The 16,936-nt window shown below is 56.2% G+C and carries 21 protein-coding genes; 18 read left to right on the top strand and 3 right to left on the bottom strand.

All coding sequences use genetic code 11. From position 1 onward, the window contains the following. The 17 genes from ND528_RS03045 to ND528_RS02965 are packed head-to-tail and all read left to right on the top strand — an operon-like array spanning window position 1 to window position 11,976. On the top strand, window positions 1-453 hold the full coding sequence (locus ND528_RS03045) for a DUF2597 family protein (protein ID WP_263469648.1): 453 nt from the start codon (window positions 1-3) through the stop codon (window positions 451-453). Then, on the top strand, window positions 453-665 hold the full coding sequence (locus ND528_RS03040; protein ID WP_263469647.1) for a TraR/DksA C4-type zinc finger protein: 213 nt from the start codon (window positions 453-455) through the stop codon (window positions 663-665). The genes ND528_RS03045 and ND528_RS03040 overlap by 1 nt, the downstream gene beginning before the upstream one ends. Beyond that, window positions 662-958: a hypothetical protein gene (locus ND528_RS03035; protein ID WP_110645164.1), complete on the top strand. Its 297-nt coding sequence runs from the start codon at window positions 662-664 to the stop codon at window positions 956-958. Before ND528_RS03040 ends, ND528_RS03035 begins: the two co-directional genes overlap by 4 nt. After that, complete coding sequence (locus tag ND528_RS03030) at window positions 955-1,482, top strand: lysozyme (protein ID WP_263469646.1); 528 nt, start codon at window positions 955-957, stop codon at window positions 1,480-1,482. Before ND528_RS03035 ends, ND528_RS03030 begins: the two co-directional genes overlap by 4 nt. Then, window positions 1,479-2,006 (top strand): lysis protein, encoded by a 528-nt coding sequence (locus tag ND528_RS03025; RefSeq protein WP_263469645.1) that lies wholly within the window; start codon window positions 1,479-1,481, stop codon window positions 2,004-2,006. The genes ND528_RS03030 and ND528_RS03025 overlap by 4 nt, the downstream gene beginning before the upstream one ends. Continuing rightward, window positions 2,003-2,290: a putative phage tail assembly chaperone gene (locus ND528_RS03020; protein ID WP_263469644.1), complete on the top strand. Its 288-nt coding sequence runs from the start codon at window positions 2,003-2,005 to the stop codon at window positions 2,288-2,290. The genes ND528_RS03025 and ND528_RS03020 overlap by 4 nt, the downstream gene beginning before the upstream one ends. Window positions 2,291-2,313: 23 nt before the next feature. After that, window positions 2,314-2,454 (top strand): DUF6890 family protein, encoded by a 141-nt coding sequence (locus tag ND528_RS03015; protein WP_191637013.1) that lies wholly within the window; start codon window positions 2,314-2,316, stop codon window positions 2,452-2,454. A gap of 5 nt (window positions 2,455-2,459) precedes the next feature. Continuing rightward, the gene (locus ND528_RS03010) at window positions 2,460-4,445 is read left to right on the top strand and encodes a phage tail tape measure protein (protein WP_263469643.1); all 1,986 of its coding nucleotides are present in this window, start codon (window positions 2,460-2,462) and stop codon (window positions 4,443-4,445) included. Beyond that, on the top strand, window positions 4,442-4,759 hold the full coding sequence (locus tag ND528_RS03005) for a DUF2590 family protein (RefSeq protein WP_110645169.1): 318 nt from the start codon (window positions 4,442-4,444) through the stop codon (window positions 4,757-4,759). The genes ND528_RS03010 and ND528_RS03005 overlap by 4 nt, the downstream gene beginning before the upstream one ends. Next, window positions 4,756-5,931, top strand: coding sequence for a baseplate J/gp47 family protein (locus tag ND528_RS03000; protein WP_252885628.1), 1,176 nt, complete (start codon window positions 4,756-4,758; stop codon window positions 5,929-5,931). Before ND528_RS03005 ends, ND528_RS03000 begins: the two co-directional genes overlap by 4 nt. Further along, complete coding sequence (locus ND528_RS02995; RefSeq protein ID WP_252885629.1) at window positions 5,928-6,452, top strand: phage tail protein; 525 nt, start codon at window positions 5,928-5,930, stop codon at window positions 6,450-6,452. Before ND528_RS03000 ends, ND528_RS02995 begins: the two co-directional genes overlap by 4 nt. A gap of 9 nt (window positions 6,453-6,461) precedes the next feature. Further along, window positions 6,462-8,129, top strand: a complete 1,668-nt coding sequence (locus ND528_RS02990; RefSeq protein ID WP_252885630.1) for a phage tail-collar fiber domain-containing protein — start codon at window positions 6,462-6,464, stop codon at window positions 8,127-8,129. A gap of 8 nt (window positions 8,130-8,137) precedes the next feature. Then, on the top strand, window positions 8,138-8,845 hold the full coding sequence (locus ND528_RS02985; RefSeq protein ID WP_263469642.1) for a DUF4376 domain-containing protein: 708 nt from the start codon (window positions 8,138-8,140) through the stop codon (window positions 8,843-8,845). Further along, window positions 8,842-9,765 (top strand): hypothetical protein, encoded by a 924-nt coding sequence (locus ND528_RS02980; protein ID WP_252887157.1) that lies wholly within the window; start codon window positions 8,842-8,844, stop codon window positions 9,763-9,765. Before ND528_RS02985 ends, ND528_RS02980 begins: the two co-directional genes overlap by 4 nt. After that, the gene (locus ND528_RS02975) at window positions 9,762-10,307 is read left to right on the top strand and encodes a baseplate complex protein (protein WP_252887158.1); all 546 of its coding nucleotides are present in this window, start codon (window positions 9,762-9,764) and stop codon (window positions 10,305-10,307) included. Before ND528_RS02980 ends, ND528_RS02975 begins: the two co-directional genes overlap by 4 nt. Further along, window positions 10,304-11,008, top strand: coding sequence for a hypothetical protein (locus ND528_RS02970; protein WP_263469641.1), 705 nt, complete (start codon window positions 10,304-10,306; stop codon window positions 11,006-11,008). The genes ND528_RS02975 and ND528_RS02970 overlap by 4 nt, the downstream gene beginning before the upstream one ends. After that, on the top strand, window positions 10,981-11,976 hold the full coding sequence (locus tag ND528_RS02965; RefSeq protein ID WP_263469640.1) for a DUF2345 domain-containing protein: 996 nt from the start codon (window positions 10,981-10,983) through the stop codon (window positions 11,974-11,976). Before ND528_RS02970 ends, ND528_RS02965 begins: the two co-directional genes overlap by 28 nt. Window positions 11,977-12,099: 123 nt before the next feature. Here the strand turns inward: ND528_RS02965 and ND528_RS02960 are convergent, their stop codons facing one another. Further along, window positions 12,100-12,945, bottom strand: coding sequence for a fimbrial protein (locus tag ND528_RS02960; RefSeq protein ID WP_157830863.1), 846 nt, complete (start codon window positions 12,943-12,945; stop codon window positions 12,100-12,102). A gap of 513 nt (window positions 12,946-13,458) precedes the next feature. On the opposite strand from ND528_RS02960, the gene ND528_RS02955 reads away from it, so the two are divergent. Then, window positions 13,459-13,677, top strand: a complete 219-nt coding sequence (locus ND528_RS02955) for a hypothetical protein (protein ID WP_263469639.1) — start codon at window positions 13,459-13,461, stop codon at window positions 13,675-13,677. Window positions 13,678-14,332: 655 nt separating this feature from the next. Here ND528_RS02955 and ND528_RS02950 read toward each other — a convergent pair. Next, window positions 14,333-15,025, bottom strand: coding sequence for a hypothetical protein (locus ND528_RS02950; RefSeq protein ID WP_263469638.1), 693 nt, complete (start codon window positions 15,023-15,025; stop codon window positions 14,333-14,335). A 58-nt stretch (window positions 15,026-15,083) separates the two neighbouring features. Beyond that, window positions 15,084-16,502, bottom strand: coding sequence for an ApeA N-terminal domain 1-containing protein (locus ND528_RS02945; RefSeq protein WP_263469637.1), 1,419 nt, complete (start codon window positions 16,500-16,502; stop codon window positions 15,084-15,086). Window positions 16,503-16,936: the final 434 nt, after the last annotated feature.

The raw sequence follows: 16,936 nt of genomic DNA, 5'->3' as shown, positions 1-16,936 counted from the left end.
ATGGCAAAGATTGGCGGCAAGAACTTTGACGTGAGCCTGGGCGACATCGCGCTGCACGTTGAGAACTGCACCCTGGACATTACCGACAACTCGGCAGTGGCTCAGACCCGAGGTGTTCCAGACGGCTACGTGGACGGCGACGTGGCCGCTGCCGGCGAACTGGAGCTGGATACCACCAACTTTCAACTGCTGATCGATGCAGCGCGCTCGGCCGGTAGCTTTCGCGAGCTCAAGCCGTTCGACGCGGTGTTCTTCGCCAAAGCCGGTGGGGATGAGGAACTGCGCGTGGAAGCCTTCGATTGCAAGGTGAAGGTGTCCAGTCTCCTGGCGATCGACCCGAAGGGCGGCGAAAAGACCAAGCACAAGGTGCCATTCGACGTCACCAGTCCGGACTTTATCCACATCAACGGCGTGCCGTACCTCGCGGCCGCTGAGATCGAGGGTATTCGCTGATGGTGGACTGGTTCGATCGCGCCCAGGAACTGGAGCAGCGCCAGCGTGACCTGGCCATCAAGGCCCAGCTGCTGAAGCCTGTGCCGCTCGGGCCAAGCCTGACCCATTGCCAGGACTGCGACAAAGAAATCCCGCCGGCGCGCCAGGCGCTGGGCGGAAAAACGCGGTGCGTCCCGTGCCAAACGGGGTTTGAGCAGAGTAATCGCCGATGACCACTGACGCCGTGCGCCTCGGAGCACTGGAACAGAAGTTCGCTGTCTTTGAACACCGCTTGGGCGAGTTGGAAGACCGGCACGAAACCGTCCCGACTCGAGTCACCAAGTTGGAGCAGGGTTTCGAGCACATGGCGGGGCAACTGTCTGAGCTGAACGCTGGCCAGCAGACCCTGACGGTCGCGGTGAACGACATCGGCGCGAAGGTTGGCCGCTTGCTGACCATCCTCACGGTGGTCGCTTCCGTGCTGCAAATGGTTGTGCCGGCACTGCTGCGGGTGTGGTTTCCATGAGCCTGCGCGGCCGGATTCAAGCTGGCGCGCTCGCGCTGGCCAGCGCTCCGCTGGTGATCTTCCTGGGCACCTGGGAAGGCCGTGGTCAGAACACCGTTTACGCCGATCAGCTGGCCGGCGGTCTGCCGACTGTCTGCAAGGGCATCACCCGGCACACCAGCCCGTTTCCGGTCGTGGTGGGTGACTACTGGTCGCCCGAGCGTTGCGCGGAGGTGGAGCAGCTGGTGGTCCGCAAAACCCAACTGCAGCTGGCCGACTGCATCACCAACCCGGATGTGGGCCAGAACACTTTCGACGCGCTGACCAGCCATGGCCACAACGTGGGTGTGCCCAGCACTTGCGCCAGTCGTGCAGTGGCATTGATCAATGCCGGCCGCATCGCTGATGGCTGCAAAGCATTGGCTTGGGCGCCGGACGGCAAGACGCCGGTATGGGCGTATGTGACCGACGCGCAGGGGCGCAAGCGCTTCGTTCAAGGCCTGCACAACCGTCGGCTGGCGGAAATGAAGCTGTGCCTGCGATGAGTTTTTCCCCGTTGCGCCTGGCGCCGCTCGTCCTGTTGCTGACCTTGCTGTTGTGGCTGGCCTTCGATTGGGTAACCGATCAGCGCGATGACGCCAGGCGCGAGCGCGACAGCGCGCAGTGGGAAGTGAACGGGCTACGTGAAGCGGCCCGAATCAGCGGCGAAATGCTGGCCGAGCGGGACGCGATCGACCAACGAAACACTCAGGAATTGACCGATGCGCGCACCAAGAACGATCGCCTGCGCGGCGCTGTTGACGATGGCACTGGCCGGTTGCACGTTCGCGCCGCCTGTCCCGCCGGTGGATCTGTGCCCGCCACCGCCGGCGCCGCCCGCGTGGTTGATGCAGAGCGCCCCGAACTCGCAGCAGACGCTCGACCGGATTATTTCACCCTCCGGGATCAGCTCGCCTTAAGCCGGCAAATGATCCTCGGACTGCAGCAATACGTCCGAGACGTGTGCCAGCGATCGCCGGCGCACCAGGACACCACTTTACCCAACCTCAAGAAGAGAGCACCCCAATGAGCCAAAACACCGAAATCACCCTGGAAGTCGGCGAAGCGGAATTCACCTTCACCCTCACGCCGGCGGACGTCACCAAGTACTTCAATGCCCTGACCCAAACCAACAAGGTGGCCCCGGGCAACAACCTGCTGATGACCACCGTTAAGCAAGAGGAAAAGGCCACGCTGAAACCGCTGCTGGGCAACCCGGTGATGGTGATGCAGATCGCCGGCGCGCTGCTCGAGGAGTACGCGCCCAACGTTGAGGTGATCGTAAAAAAGCGCTCGAGCACGCTGAGCGCCTAAGCGAAAACGGACTGGGCCAGTTAATGGCCCTGACGAACCGCTGGCTTCCTGGTACCGAACCCACGCCCGAGGCGATGGGGACGGCCAAGTGGCTGGAGGACGAACACTGGAGACGCATGGAGTTCGCCGTGGCTAACGGCATCGCCCTTGCGCTGAACGGGTAACGACTTTGGCAGACCGTAGCGCCAGCCTGGCTTTCATTCTCAGCTTGCAGGACAAGGTCACCGCGCCTCTGGGCAAGGTGAAAATGGGCTTTTCCGAGCTTGCCGATCAGAGCGAAAAACACATCAAGACGATCGGCATGGGCATCGGCGGCGTGACGGCGGCCGTGGTCGGGATCCGTGAGTCGATGGAACCAGCGCTGGAGGTCAATCGCGCCCTCAGCGACGTCCGATCGCTCGGCGTCGCCGAGGATGCGTTGTCTGCGCTGAATGCGAAGTCGCTGCAGTTCGCGGTGAGCTACGGCGAGAACGCCAAGGATTTTGTGGCCTCGGCGTATCTGATTGAAGGCGCCATCAAAGGCCTTGCCGGCAACCAGCTTGCGATCTTCACCAACACCAGCAACCTGCTGGCCAAGGCAACCAAAACCGACACTGAAACCATGGGTGAATACGTCGGCACGCTCTACAACCTGCAGAAGTCCCAAGCGGATGCCATGGGGAAGGGCGCGTGGGTGGAAAAACTCGGCGGGCAGACGGCTCTGGCCGTGCAGCTGTTTCGCACCAGCGGCGCTGCGATGAAAGACGCTTTCAAGGAAGCCGGCGCGATCGCCACCACATCCGGCGTCGACCTGGCTGAGCAGATGGCAGTGATCGGCACGCTCAGCAGCACCATGGAAGGCGGCGATGCCGGCGGACGCTACAAGGCGTTTTTCGAAAACATCGGCGCGGCGTCGGACAAACTCGGGATGAAGTTCACCGACCAGCAGGGCAAGGTGCTGCCGATGATGGTGATCCTGGACAAGCTGCAGGGCAAGTTCGGTGATCTGACCAGCGCATCGGCCGGCGCCAAGTTGATGGAGGCTTTCGGCGGTGAGGGCGCCCAGGTGATCGGCGCGCTGGCCAAAGACACCGATCGGTTGCGCAACGGCATCGAACAGTTGGGCAAGGTGCGCGGGTTGGAGAACGCCGAGCAGATGGCCCGGGCCATGGTGGACCCTTGGCAGCAGTGGGCCTCCCTGGTCGAGGTCATGCGTGTGGTGTTTGGCCAGGTGTTGATACAGGTGCTGACGCCGTTCATGAACAAGATGGTGGCTATCGGCAAAACCCTGGTGCGCTGGTCGCAGCTATTTCCCAACATCACCCGCGTGATCGGCATCACCGCACTGACGATCATGGGCATCGTTGGCGCCATGTCGTTGCTGACGTTGGTCGTTGGGATTTCGCGGATGACCTGGCTGGGGCTGATGTCGGTGTGGAAAGTCGTCCAGTTGCTGAACCTGCGCACCGTTGCCGGCTTCGTGCTGCAGAAACTCGCGATACTGGCTTACATGGCCGTGATCTACACGCTCAGCGCGGGCCTCGCCCTGGTACGCGGCGCCATGCTGTTGTGGCAGGGCGCGATCTGGCTGGTCAACGCGGCGCTGCTGGCCAACCCGATGGTATGGATCGTGGTTGGTGTTCTCGCCCTGGTGGCGGTCATTGTTGCGGCCGTCCACTACTGGGACGAATGGACGACCGCTCTGATGAATACGGCCGCGTTCCAGTTCGTCGCCGACAAGCTCCAGAAACTGGCCGACTGGTTCAACTCTATGGGCGGTTGGTCAGGCATGGCCAAGGCGGCATGGGACAGCATCGTCGGCATTTTCACCAAGGCCGTTAACGGCGTGATCGAGCTGCTCAATAGCATCCCGGGCGTGAACATCGAAGCGCGTTTCGGCGGCATGCCAGAGGTGCCTGGTGTTGACGCTTCCACCAATGCAGCCGACACCGCCAACGCCGCGCAGAAAGCCCAGCAGACCATCAACGCGGCCATTCCCAGCCTTTCACCGGCGCGCCCTGCAGCGGTGCCGCCCGGTGGCCTGTTGACCAGCATCCAGAACACAAACAGCAGCCAAAACAAGGGCACGCATGTGGAGAACGTGAACATTCACACCAGCAAACCGATGAATCCGCTGGAAGTGGAAAACATGGTCGCTATGGCGGTGGGCGGATGAGCGAGTACGTAGACCTGTTGATCGTCAATAACGACCTGGCACTGGATCCGTCCCGCCAGCCGCTGCTGATCGATGACCGAGCCTGTATCGCCCAGGACATCGCTCACATGATCCGCGACAGCGGGCTGCTGGTGACGTTGGTCGCAGAACGCGATCGGCTCCGTCAGCGCGACTGCATCCAGCAGCTGGAGCTGTTGGTGGAGGATGACCAGCGCCTGGTGCCGGGTACGGCGCGCATCACCCAGCAGGAACCAGGCGTCTACCTGGTCACTGCGAAAACTCTGAAATTTGGTTCGATTGAGGTAAGTCTGTGAGCCAGGTCGACTTTAAAAAAGTGATCGCCGACGCCGGCATCCCGACCACCGAGGCCGCTCTGAAAGCCGCGTGGGAGAAGGAGGTCGAAGCCCAGGGCGCCAAAGTGGCCAACACCAGCAGCTATTCGCCGTTCTGGCGAGTGATGACCGCACTGGTGACCAAGCCGGTGCTGTGGCTGTTGGATTTTATGTGCCTGACGGTGCTGCCCAATTTCTTCGTTAAAACAGCGGTGGACGCTTGGCTGGACACGCTCGCGTGGGCGGTCAACGTCGAGCGCAAAGGCGCTACCAAGGCTCGGGGAAAATTGCTGTTTACCCGGGCTTTGCCGGACGGTGTCCTGGAGCTGGAAAAAGGCATTGTGGTGCAGTCTGCCGCGATCAACGGCAACGTCTACCAGTTGATTACCACGGCGCCGGCGATATTCGTTGCGGGTCAGCTGCAACTGGACGTACCGGTGGAGGCGGTCGATTCCGGCAGTGGTTTCAACCTTGCCCCGGGTTACTACGCGATCTTGCCGGTGCCGGTACCGGGCATCATCCAGGTCGTGAACAAGGACGGTTGGCTGGAGTCACCAGGTGCGGATCCGGAGCCGAACGACCAGCTGCGCTTGCGTGTGCGCAACCAGTTCTCGGCGGTAAACCAATGGCACACCGACGCGGTGTATCGCGCCATGATTTCAGCATTCCCGGGCGTGCGTCCGGATGGCGTCTATTTCGAGCACGGCGCCCCGCGTGGGCCGGGCAGTGCCAATGCCTTTGTGCTGTTCGATGCGGGCGTGCCGGCGGCGACTTACCTGGAGCAGATCAATTCGCATATCCGCGATCAAGGTAATCACGGCCACGGCGATGATCTGCTCGCCATGGTCATGCCCGAAGTCCCTGTAGACGTGGAAATGACGCTTTGGCCGCAGTCCAACCTGAGCGCCGAGCAGGTCGACACGCTCAAAGCTGAGGTCGAGCTGTTCATCCGTGCAGCGTTTCGAGAAAGCACGCCCCGCGACTATCAACCCACGCTGACTTATCCACAGTCGCGTTTCAGCTTCAGTCGACTCGCGGAAGAACTGCACCAGCAGTTCGCCGATATCGCATCACTGCGGTTCACCCCCGGCGTCGACATCACTAGCGGATTGAATATTCCGCGCCTGGCGTCGCTGAAGGTGGACGTGCAATGAACAAACTCAAACTGCCGTTCTGGCTCGGTGGCACAGAGCTGTCGAAGTTGGTGGCCGCTGCCCAGGCATGGTGGGAAACCGTGACCGGGTGGCTGCGCTGGCCTTATTCGCAGATCGACCCCGACACCTGCCACCTGAACATTCTTGAGTTGTGGGCCTGGCAGCGAGACGTGACGCGGTTCAAAGGTGAACCTGAATCCCTGTTTCGGCAGCGCGTGAAATACGCGTTTATCAACTCGGTCGACGCCGGCAGCACCGCCGGCTTGAAACGCATATTCCAGCGCCTCGGTGTGGGTTACGTCGAGATCGAGGAGCGTCAGCCCGATCGGGATTGGGACGTCGTGCTGCTCAAATTCAGCAACGCTCAGCTGTCTCTGAACCCCGAGCTGCTGCGTGTGTTGATCCAGCAATACGGCCGAACGTGCCGGCGCTATGACTTCGTAACCATCACCCCCGTAGGGCTGCAAATCGCCCTGATTGACTTCAACGACGACCAGCAAACGCTGGTCGCCAGCCTGTAGGAGCGCACCGTGAGCGCCAGTATTACCTTGGCCGGCGAAAGCCAAATCGCCCTGAAACAAAGCCTGCAGCAGCCGCTGATTGTTACCCAGTTCATCTTTGCCAACGTGCCGGGGCTTGACCCGACCAAGCCACTTGATCGCGCAGCCGGCAAGCCACCCGCTGAACAGATCGTCCACGTCTATACGATTCCGGAAAAGAATGCCGGCTATGTGAACCCGAACCAGGTGGTGTACAGCGCCCAGTTGGGGTCGGACATCGGCGACTGGGATTTCAACTGGGTCGGCCTCGAGGACGCCGACGGAATCTTGTTCGCTGCGTCGTCGGTGCCGCTGCAGCAAAAGCGCAGGAATATTCCGCCAGAGCAGATCGGCAACAACGTCACCCGCAATTTTCTGGTGGCCTTTGACGGTGCGATGCAGCTCACCGGTGTGAAGATCGATGCCAGCACTTGGCAGCATGATTTCACGGTGCGCCTTGCCGGCATCGACGAGCGCGAGCGCCTGAGCAATCGCAATCTCTACGGACGAGCGTTCTTTTTCAGTGATTCACTGATGTTCGAAAAAGCGGAGACCGGTTACCAGATCAACGGTGGCACGGCCTATGTCGAGGGCATCCGCGTGGCGATCGCGAAGGCAGAGGCCGTCCAGGAAGTAATCCCAGTAGGCAAAATCTGTTTAGACGTGTGCCTCGAGCGCCAGTTGAACGATCGGGTGGCTGCGTGGAAAGTGGTGTTTGGTGAACAGGCCGACTATACCGACGCCGCTGGTGTGCGCCATTACTGTGTACCAATCGCCGATTTCATATCGCCAACCAACATCGTGGACTTGCGCGATCCCGAGCCCGTCGGCGGTGCGTTGATCAAATACCTCGCTTCTCGTACCGGCGACTATCCGTCACTGCGCGCCCGGGCCACGACCAAAGCAGACGTCGGACTGGGCAATCTTCCGAACGCCATCAGCGACGATCCGGCTACCAACAGCAGCCAGATCGTGGCGTCTACGGCCGCGCTGAACAAACTGCAGAAACAAGTCGGGGACTCCATGACTGGCATGGTGGCAGGCTTTGCCATCTCTTGGGCGCCTGAAGGATGGCTGAAGTGCAATGGTGCGGCCGTCTCACGCACAACCTATGCGCGACTGTTTGCATTGCTCGGCGCGCACTACGGTGCCGGCGATGGATCAACGACTTTCAATCTGCCCGACATGCGCGGTTTGTTTCCACGAGGCTGGGACGACGGTCGCGGCCTTGATCCGGGGCGAGCGTTCGGCGCTTATCAGGACATGCTGATTCAATCCCACAACCACGGCGCTTCAGCCGGTGAAGTCGGCAACCATCTACACGCCGCTTGGACGGATGCGCAAGGCGAGCACAGTCACGCTGCCTGGACTGATGTGCAGGGAAACCACCAGCACACCGCCCCACGAGCGCAAAACAATAACGTCGGCGGTGGCAGTCCTAACTTCACGACAGCAAATCTGCAGAACGGCACCACGGCTCCGACCGATTGGGCGGGTGCTCACGCCCACAACGTTGGTATAGGCGCTGCCGGCGCCCACGGCCATAACGTGGGCATCGACTGGGCCGGTGCTCACAGCCATGCCATCTCTGTGGCCGCAGCCGGCGGCGCCGAGACGCGCCCTCGAAACCTGTCTCTCCTTTTCTGCATTAAGTATTGAGGTCGAGCATGACTGAAAAATTCGTGTACCAAACCGACCACCTGGGCATTTTCATTGGAGCCGTAACGGCCGATGAATCGCCGCTGGAACCGGGCGTATATCTGGTTCCTGGTGGTTGCGTCGAAGTGAAGCCGCCTGCAGTACCGGAGCAAAAAGCTGCATGGTGGAACGGCAAGGCCTGGCAGTTGGTGGATTACCTCGGCGGCGTCGTGGTGTACAGCATCGTCACCGGCGAGCCGCGAACGTTGGAAGGCTTTGAATCGGTGCCGGCGGGCTACACCATGAAAAAGCCCGGGCCAAATCAGGTTTGGAAAAATGGCGGGTGGGTCGACGATATCGAAGCGGTTCTGGCTGCGCTGCGTGATGAAAAACTGCAGGCGATCGCCACCGGCTGCGCCGCCTACATCGCCGGCGGTTTTACTTCCAGCGCATTGGGCGAGCCGTACCGCTACAGCAGCGCCATCGATGACCAGGTGAATCTCAACGGCCAGGTGCTGCTGGGGCTCGACGACGTCTATCCGTGCTATGACATCGATCAGGTGCTGGCCTTCCGGCCGCACACCATCGCCCAGTTGCAGCAAGTCAGCCTTGATCTGGTTCGGTTCCGACGAGCCGCGCAGCAGCATGCCGAGGCGTTACGCCTGGCTGTGGAAAAGGCGCAAAAAGACAAAAACCTGAAAGCGATGAAAGCCATCCGCTGGACTGCGCCGGCATGACCTGGGCACCGGTGACCATGCGCTGGCCAGAGCAGGCCACTCAGTGGCTGGGCGGGCTGTCAGCAGCCAAGGATCTAGCCGGCGGCGAACTGGCCAGCACCGCCGAGCGCCTGGCGAGTCTGAGCGGGCTGGCCAACACCAACCCGGGGCCAGTAGGTGATATGGCCAAAAGCGCGATCGCGGCCGGACGCAAGGCGCTGGCCGAGCAAATGGACCAAGTGCCTGCGTGCCTGGTGGTAACGCCGTTTCAAAACGGTGTGGGGCAGGGCGCGGGGTATCAGCGATTTCTGTCAGCGCCGAATGCGCTGGAACATCTCGCCAAAAAACTTGAGGACGCCAGCGACAGCGGGCGCCCGAGTGGGCCGCAGTACGCACTATCGATCCTGTTTTTGGCGACACGCCTTGAGCAGCTGGCCAGCAGCTTGGCGCGGTTCAATGCTTTGCTGCCGATCCCTGACCTGGTGCGAACCGAGCGCCGTGCGCAACACCTGGTGAAACTGGAAATCGAAAAGTGGGAGATCCCCGGCGCCGGCACGCTTCCGCGCTGGCAGGGTTTGCCGCTTGAACGTTGCACGGTGGTGAAAGCTGCCAAGCAGTCCATGGCGGGGCAGTTGGCGATGCTGGAAGGCTACGCGGCCGACAGCTCGCCGTTGGCCGATCTGGCAACGCTGGCGGCACGCAAGAGCGCTCAGCAACAGGGACGGGACAAGCAACTGGCTGACCTGAAAGACTTGCTGATCGGTGGCAACCCAGACGTCAGCATGCGCGCGCGAATGATCGGCCCAGGCACCGCTGGCGAATTGCGCCGCGAACTGCTGGCCGGCGATGCGCCTGGCCACGAATGGATTCAATGCGCCGGCCTGCTGTTGGTGGGTAGCAAAGAAGGGCTGAGCTTCGTACAGGAGCTGGTCGGCCTATGACGCTGCTACTCGACGGGCAAAAAGTCCAGGGCAAGAATCTCAAGGTCACGGCCAATCTGCGTATCGAAAGCGGCGACATGTCCGGCCAAACGAGCAACACCGACAAGGCTCACAAAGGTTTCAAGCCCAAGACGCTGGCCGTTTCGCTGATGATCCCCTTCGCGGATAAAACCCAGCTTACCGATCTGCTGCGCATGGCGGAATCTACCGCCGGCGGTGGCCAGCTCCATCTGTATCGGATTGTGAACGACACGGCCGAGGCCTTCGGTGTGCGCCAGGTGGAGTTCTCCGACGGTGTCAGCGCTCGGGAGGCGGACACGCTGAAAGCCTGGCTTGTGCAGTTCACGCTGAGCGAACGTGAATCGAACCCGGAGAAAGTCGAAGGCCGGCGCGCCGGCAACAAGGTAGACGCTCAGGGCGCCCCGGGCAGTACGGTCGGCGAAGGCACCGCCGGGGACGCAACCAACGACAACCCCGCGCTGAGCGGCTTCGAAAAAGTGCTGGGACGTGTGGATAAGTGGCTTGGGAGTGAGCAGACGTGAAACTGCACAAGATACTTTCCATCAACGGCGCCCCGATCGCTCTCATCAAGGAGGACGTCAGGCTGGACGCTATCAGCCCCGGCCGGGCGAACTTCACAGTTCAATCCCCTGTGCCGCTGAAAGGGCTGGTGACGCTGGATATCGGCTACAACGAGGGCACGCTGCAACGGCACTTCATTGGCTACGTCGAGCGCTGCACGGCCGCCAACGCGGTCGAACAGGTGCTGTTCTGCCGTGAGCTGGCCGCCATACTTGCCAACCCGTTGCCGTTGAACCTACGTCATGTGGATCTGCGCGCAGTGTTGACCCAGGTCAGCGAACAGACCGGGCTGCGCTTTCGTATACCGGATCGGCCTTATGCCAGCGTGAAGGCGCCGTATTTCTACAGCCTTGCTGCCGGTTACCAGGCGATGGACAGTTTAGCCCGAGTGTTCAGCATTCCCGACTTCACCTGGCACCAGTTAGGCAACGGTGAAGTGTTCGCCGGCAGTTGGGCCGACAGTTTTTTCGGCGCACGTGCGCCGCTGCAAATTCCCACGGAGCTGTTCGACGGCTACCAGGGCAACCAAAGCGCGATGGTCGCGGCCCTTCCCGGATTGCGACCAGGTGCAACGATCAACAACGGCGAGCGCATTACCACTGTTGCACTCACCAACGACCAGATGGCCATCCGATGGACGACGCAATCCGCCGCGCTGTAGAGCGCCAATTCCCCGAACTCACCGGTGGCTATCACTTGCCGCGATTTGCCCGAGTTATCGCCGTGGCCGATGCGCCGGCGGACGCCGGACTGTGCGACGACTTCCGCCCGCGCTATGCCGTGGATATCGAAGTGCTCGGCGCCGACGACGAACCAGACCCAGCCATGCCGCCGCTCACTGGCGTTCCATTGCCGCTGCCCACCGGTGGCGAGGAAATGGGCATCTATGCATTCCCGGAGGAGGGCACGCGGGTGGTGGTGTGCTTTGCCTACGGGCTACCGAACAAACCCTACATTCAATCGATCTTGCCGCACGGGCTGAGCATGCCGAAGGTGCCCAAGGGCGACCAGGTATGGCAGCACAGCGAAGCCGCCCAGCAGCGCGTCGACGCCGATGGCAACTGGCTACGCCAGACCGATGGCAAGATCCGAGATCAGGCGATCGAGCGCGAAGTCGAAGCTCTGGACAACCGCGAGCAGTTCCAGAGCTACACGCAGACGATCGACGACCACTCGACCGAAACTGTGGGTGGTGTGAAAAAGATCGAGGCGCTGGGAGCGCTCAAGCTGATGTCGGGCGGATCCGCGAGCTTGGCGGCAGTGGATGATCTGCACCTAGCGACCGGTCGTGATCTGAATCTGGTTGTCGGAAAGAAGTACAACGCCACTGTGGGAGGCGATATGCAGGAGCGAATTGAAGGGCTGCGCCGAAGCATCGTAGCTAAACAACAGCACCTGATGGCACCGAAGAACTGGATTGGGTCGGAATCGATTAACTTATTTCAGGTTGTTTGCGATGTGCTTAAATTAATTGAGCATATGAATGTGCAAATAGCCATGCATAATCATGGTGTCACGCAAACGCCGAACAATGCGGGCAATTTTACCCTGTATGCATCGCAAGCTTCTACTGGCCTAGTAAAACTCGAAAAAATAACGTTGCAGCCGAAGCCTGCGGTATCGATGTAGTGTGTTTTATTTGTGGATGCACAGTTAAATGCATAATTTTTGAGTCAGCGCTATTAGGCGTAACTCAACGGTTGAAACCAATCAAGCTGCATTGTTTTTTTTGTTAGCTGTAAAGTTTTCCGGTTATAGATATTCAATTGTAAAGTTAAGCTCGGCATTGGCTGTGCCAGGCTTCAAGTCTTCGTTATCGATGTGAAAATATGCGGCCGTCATAGGGATTTCAAAGTTTCCTCCTTTTGAATCATAACCGTCATAAATTTGTTTGGTTGTGCCGTCGATTATGGCTGGCTGGCCATTGGAGTGTTTTATCTGGATGCCAATACCCTTGGCTGTGGAACTGGAATTCAATCTGATGACACCATTTCGATAATCGGCAGTCTCGCCCACTCTCGTGAAGCGATAATTTATTTTATTAAGGCCTGCTGGGCAATTATTCAATTTTATGCCAAAAGCAACAGGCTCAGAGTGGCTTCCCTGTGCCTTCCCAATGTCGCTGAGCGTGAAGGTGCCCATTCGGACAGTGATATCCGGTGTTTCGCAGGAGGCTGCGACAACATTCATTTCCGTGACGCTTAGGGTTATCGGGTAAAGTTCGCCATCTCTGTAATAACCCAATATTCCGCCGGGGATTCTTGCACCAGCTTTGATGTCTCCGATTTTAACGATATTAAAACCTAGGATCAAATAGTTGAAAGTATAATCGGGGGCGGCATCCTTTGTGATAGCAGGGTATTGTCCAACTCTCTCCTGGTTAGTAGTCCATTCCCACGCCAAGCCTGTATCTCCTATGGGGTAAGTTCCAGAGGTCGCATTCTGTCCTCGTGCGTCCATACTTCCAGCGGAAAAGCTAGTAGTACAACCAAATCGATTTTTTAGCTCTTTCGCAAAACCATCGCCCCCTATGTATATTATCGTACCGTTGGGCGTATTCGCTGGAACAGTAATGCTGGGAGGGAGTTTGGTGCTCATGGTTACTGGGCCGTGCCCCGCAAGGTAAGTGCAGGTAGCATTTGCACAAAGGGGGATCGTAGCAGCAGCTAAAAGTGATACTGTGCGTAGTAGTGTTGATCGCATTTAAAAAAAACCTATTCATAATCCTGTTAAATATCTCAAAAAAGCAGAGGCGCGTTGTATACACGTTGATGTGGCGACTTATTGTGAGATTTTTTATGTCTGACGCATGCGTTGCATGTATTTGATTGAGGGTGGGAGATGGCTGTTCCGTTTAAAATAAGAATGGTCTGTATTTTGGTTTTTTGTGTGCACACGCTAATTGCTTTTCAGCCGAGTCGACACCACCTCGACTGCGCATAAGCGCAGCCGTCGATGTAATCAATACCGCTCAACACGAAGCCGGTTACTACCATGCCTGCCAGCGTCGCATCGAGCAGAGTCGGTTAAGGCTGACTAATCTAGCAACGTCCAGCGAGCTATCCGGAGGATGGACTAATCTTACGAGACCACTTTTTAAGGATGGCCACCATGCTGGATAACTCGGAATGCAAGATCGCCACGGCAGATGCTCTCACGTTGCTTCTACACAATCAGCACGCGCTAGGCGCGGCCATCGAGGAGATCACTAAGTGGCTTTCAGAGAGCGGCGTAGCGGATGTTGCAGGTAACGCATTCGTCGCCATGGAAACCTTGGACGCAAATGCACAAGCGATTACAGACGCGATTATGCGACTACGGCGATGCTAGCGAATCTCTAAGCTCTGCACGCGAAAAGGCTGGAGTCCACGAGACATCAGCCCTGCGAGTGTTCAATCGTTTGCAACGAATCGATCTCTATAAAAAATCGGTGAAAAAGCACTTATCCCCCTCCCGCCGGCGGGCTTTGCATTATTTTTTTTTGCAATTTGAGGACAGGGGTAAATTCGTAGAGCGCCAACCCCAGCCGGGGCGCAGTAAGTCAGCCGGTGGTTTCAATCAATGCAAAGTTTTGTAATGACTTGCAATTCTTTTGCACTGTACTTAGATCGGCCAGTTGAACTGCTTATCACCAGGAGCGGCGATTCACCTAGGGAACTCCCTTGAAAAGCCAATTTTTATCGAGATTTGTGTTTTTCATACGCTTTGAAAGGAGCCACTTATTGCGTGTTTACAGCAGCGGGGTGATACGCCCGAACGCCCCGTGATAGAAGGGCTACGGGCTGTTTCGGCGTTTTCATTTGACATCAGCTCGACCCGCTTGTTCGAGCGAAAACTGTCGATCAACCTGATCTGCACCAGGCAGCTCAGCGCAGGTTAACAATGTTTTATAACTTATTTGCTCGTGAGTTGCCTTAGAATGAAATTAACATACCATCATCTTGGAGCTAAAATATATTCTTAATAAGCCAGTCTGTCCCGTCAATTAGTTCCTGTACTTGGTCCTTTGTAGGTTCCTCATCTTTTTTATGGGAGCAAGATTGCGCAGGTCTGCGAGATAAGTAATTTTTCTCCAAGTAGGGGTGTCAATGATGTTCGCGTTTTTAAGAGGGTCGTTAAGGTCGGATATTGTCGGATTTTTCTTTGCAACTTTTAAAGAATGACTTTCAGCTACTTTCTGCAGATGTCCTTCAATAACTACGCCCATCAACGCACCCGCCGCTCTTACGCTAACTTTAATGAGCTGTTTAGCTACGGCTATTTCGCTATCTTGAATCTCAGCATACAGCTCTTCTTCAATGTTTCCTAATAGGGAGTCAGCCCGATCCATGACGGATTTAAAAATAGTAAGTTGGTTAAAGAACGATTGTACGACTTGGGCTTTGGTATTGAATTCAGGGTGGTTGAATTTATTTGGTGCCACGCCTTTAAAGTAATCTTGAATAACGTATGTTCCGTAGCCTAGTGCCTTCCTTTTGGGATCGATCTCATAATAGCTTCGAAACTCGATTAGCCGGTCAGGTGCCAAGTTTTGAACGGCTCTGATGGCTTTCGTGTACCATGATTGATAGTTGTATTGAAAGTGATCATATTTCTGGTCTTGGAAGTCATTGAGGACTCCAGCTCCTGAGTTGTAAAGATCTATCAGCTCGGCCTTGATTAATTGTTTTTTTGACATTTTGTAGATCCTTGAGTGCTGTGGAGTTCGTCGGCTGTTTATGTGATCGGTTTTCGAATCAATTTCTTGTTAAGCCCGCCCTTTTCATTGTCTGCATGAATTTGTATGAGTGTCGTCCACTGAAGATAAAATTTTGTATGATTTTATTATCAATACCTATTTCCGTAAGTGTAATGGCGTGGTATATGAGTTCCAGAGCTCCGAGCTTCTCATGTAAGACTTGAATCATTTCGTCGTAGTTAGGAAAGGTCCGTTGTCCACCAAAATGAGACAAATCATTGCGAAGATCTGCACATACTTTACAAAAGTCTTGGAGAGACTTTTCCTCAAAACCTAGCCCAAGCGAGTCTACGGTGTATTTTAGCCGTTGCTGAAGTGAAGGTTCGTGGGCGTTGCGCAATCTTTCGCTCAACCAATCTCGATCTTTCTGCAACTTCACATCATTTATAATTCTATCAATCTTCTCCTTGAATTTTTCTGATTGCACTGCGGTTGGATGTTTTAAGCGGTGAAGTACCTCGAGTCCCCAGATGAAGTTCGCAAATTTGTGTTCGAGATGTAGGGAGTTACTTTTTAGAGTTCCTACAAATAACTGCAGTCCTGAACCTAGTTTTTTTTGCGCGTCATCCCAAGATTGTAATATGTTGCCAAACGAATCTGATATCTGTGGAAAGGTTACCCAGCAATCAAAAAATTTAGCAGGCTCTGAAAGATTTCTCGAACATCCATAGAAGTATTCATATCTCTTTAAAGATTTACCTCGTCCGATGTGCAGTCGGGGCCAGTTTAGGGATCTGCTGCTGCCAGAAAGTAGAGTAAGGAGGTCGGAAACCAAGAGGAATTTTTCTTGAGCTTTTTCTAGATTAAGGTCGGCTTTAAATGAATACTCTAACTGTGCGTACTCCTCAATTGTGATTTTTCTTTTGTGTTTAAAAGTTCCAAATGGGCGTCTAAGGTTGGTCCTGATCGTTAATTTTGAGTCTCGTAATCTGTACTGGTGTGTGTTGGATAGCTTCGCTTTTACGGTGATGCTTCGCCTAGTGTGCTTTCCACTAATCGCACCTAGAAGTAACCAATCTTCGAATCCGTCAAGCTCAATCGAAAGGCCGCTCATTCGAACGTCATGAACGCACTCAATACGATCGTTACCTACGAGTGCTCTCCATGCTATGAAGTTTTGGTGAGAAATACCGCCGGCTGAGGCACGTCCGCCATCACTTTCGATATCTAATAACAATACAGTCCTGTTACTTGCCTTGAGAATGCCCTGGATCGATTTTCCCTCGTGTGACTCAGGAATGAACAATGCAGCTAGCGGATGACTTGGCTCACTTAAGAAACCATGCAGCTCTAACTTTACAATCCCGTTTTCCGCAATTTCTAAATAGCCGGGAACTGCGTTTTTTGGTGCAAATTGCCCATCCGGTATTATTTCTGTGCTCCACCAAAAATAGCCATGCTCCTCTACGACCGCCATCGATACTCCTTAGTGATCGGCTCAATCGCATCCCAACAATGCTTGAGCGGAAGCATAGCAGGGCATTTGATTGCTGATTTCAATTTGAGGCTGGGAAAAAGGTAATTTTGGTAAGCAAGGGATGGAAATGGGCTACAGCCCTTATGACGCTTGGCTTTCCCTCATTACCTCAGGAGGTAATTTCAGGTAAGGCTAAAGGTAATATTTTCTAAAGGGCCCGATTTTACGGGGTTTGGCGCTGACGGAGGATTACCAAGCTTAAAGGTAATTTTCTAACCTAATACTTACCTGATTATTACCTTTGCTGAAACATACCAAAGCCCCGGTTTTGAAGGCTTCCAGCGGCTACTATTGTCCACATTACCAATATTACCTTTTTCCCATGGCTCAACATAAAACGCAAAACGCCCACTGCGAACCGTTTTTTCAGTCCT

The organism is Pseudomonas mercuritolerans, assembly GCF_025706525.1.
Lineage (GTDB): Bacteria > Pseudomonadota > Gammaproteobacteria > Pseudomonadales > Pseudomonadaceae > Aquipseudomonas > Aquipseudomonas mercuritolerans.
The sequence above is the reverse complement of the archived record's forward strand: the minus strand, read 5'-3'. Positions and strand labels throughout refer to the sequence as shown.

Bases quoted from the DNA above. Each gene is read 5' to 3' on its own strand.
- ND528_RS02960 (WP_157830863.1), bottom strand. From the start codon at position 12,945: ATGAGCACCAAACTCCCTCCCAGCATTACTGTTCCAGCGAATACGCCC.
- ND528_RS02980 (WP_252887157.1), top strand. From the start codon at position 8,842: ATGACCTGGGCACCGGTGACCATGCGCTGGCCAGAGCAGGCCACTCAG.
- ND528_RS02945 (WP_263469637.1), bottom strand. From the start codon at position 16,502: ATGGCGGTCGTAGAGGAGCATGGCTATTTTTGGTGGAGCACAGAAATA.
- ND528_RS03035 (WP_110645164.1), top strand. From the start codon at position 662: ATGACCACTGACGCCGTGCGCCTCGGAGCACTGGAACAGAAGTTCGCT.
- ND528_RS03020 (WP_263469644.1), top strand. From the start codon at position 2,003: ATGAGCCAAAACACCGAAATCACCCTGGAAGTCGGCGAAGCGGAATTC.
- ND528_RS03030 (WP_263469646.1), top strand. From the start codon at position 955: ATGAGCCTGCGCGGCCGGATTCAAGCTGGCGCGCTCGCGCTGGCCAGC.
- ND528_RS03040 (WP_263469647.1), top strand. From the start codon at position 453: ATGGTGGACTGGTTCGATCGCGCCCAGGAACTGGAGCAGCGCCAGCGT.
- ND528_RS02995 (WP_252885629.1), top strand. From the start codon at position 5,928: ATGAACAAACTCAAACTGCCGTTCTGGCTCGGTGGCACAGAGCTGTCG.
- ND528_RS02985 (WP_263469642.1), top strand. From the start codon at position 8,138: ATGACTGAAAAATTCGTGTACCAAACCGACCACCTGGGCATTTTCATT.
- ND528_RS02950 (WP_263469638.1), bottom strand. From the start codon at position 15,025: ATGTCAAAAAAACAATTAATCAAGGCCGAGCTGATAGATCTTTACAAC.
- ND528_RS03025 (WP_263469645.1), top strand. From the start codon at position 1,479: ATGAGTTTTTCCCCGTTGCGCCTGGCGCCGCTCGTCCTGTTGCTGACC.
- ND528_RS02975 (WP_252887158.1), top strand. From the start codon at position 9,762: ATGACGCTGCTACTCGACGGGCAAAAAGTCCAGGGCAAGAATCTCAAG.
- ND528_RS02965 (WP_263469640.1), top strand. From the start codon at position 10,981: ATGGACGACGCAATCCGCCGCGCTGTAGAGCGCCAATTCCCCGAACTC.
- ND528_RS03005 (WP_110645169.1), top strand. From the start codon at position 4,442: ATGAGCGAGTACGTAGACCTGTTGATCGTCAATAACGACCTGGCACTG.
- ND528_RS03015 (WP_191637013.1), top strand. From the start codon at position 2,314: ATGGCCCTGACGAACCGCTGGCTTCCTGGTACCGAACCCACGCCCGAG.
- ND528_RS03045 (WP_263469648.1), top strand. From the start codon at position 1: ATGGCAAAGATTGGCGGCAAGAACTTTGACGTGAGCCTGGGCGACATC.
- ND528_RS02955 (WP_263469639.1), top strand. From the start codon at position 13,459: ATGCTGGATAACTCGGAATGCAAGATCGCCACGGCAGATGCTCTCACG.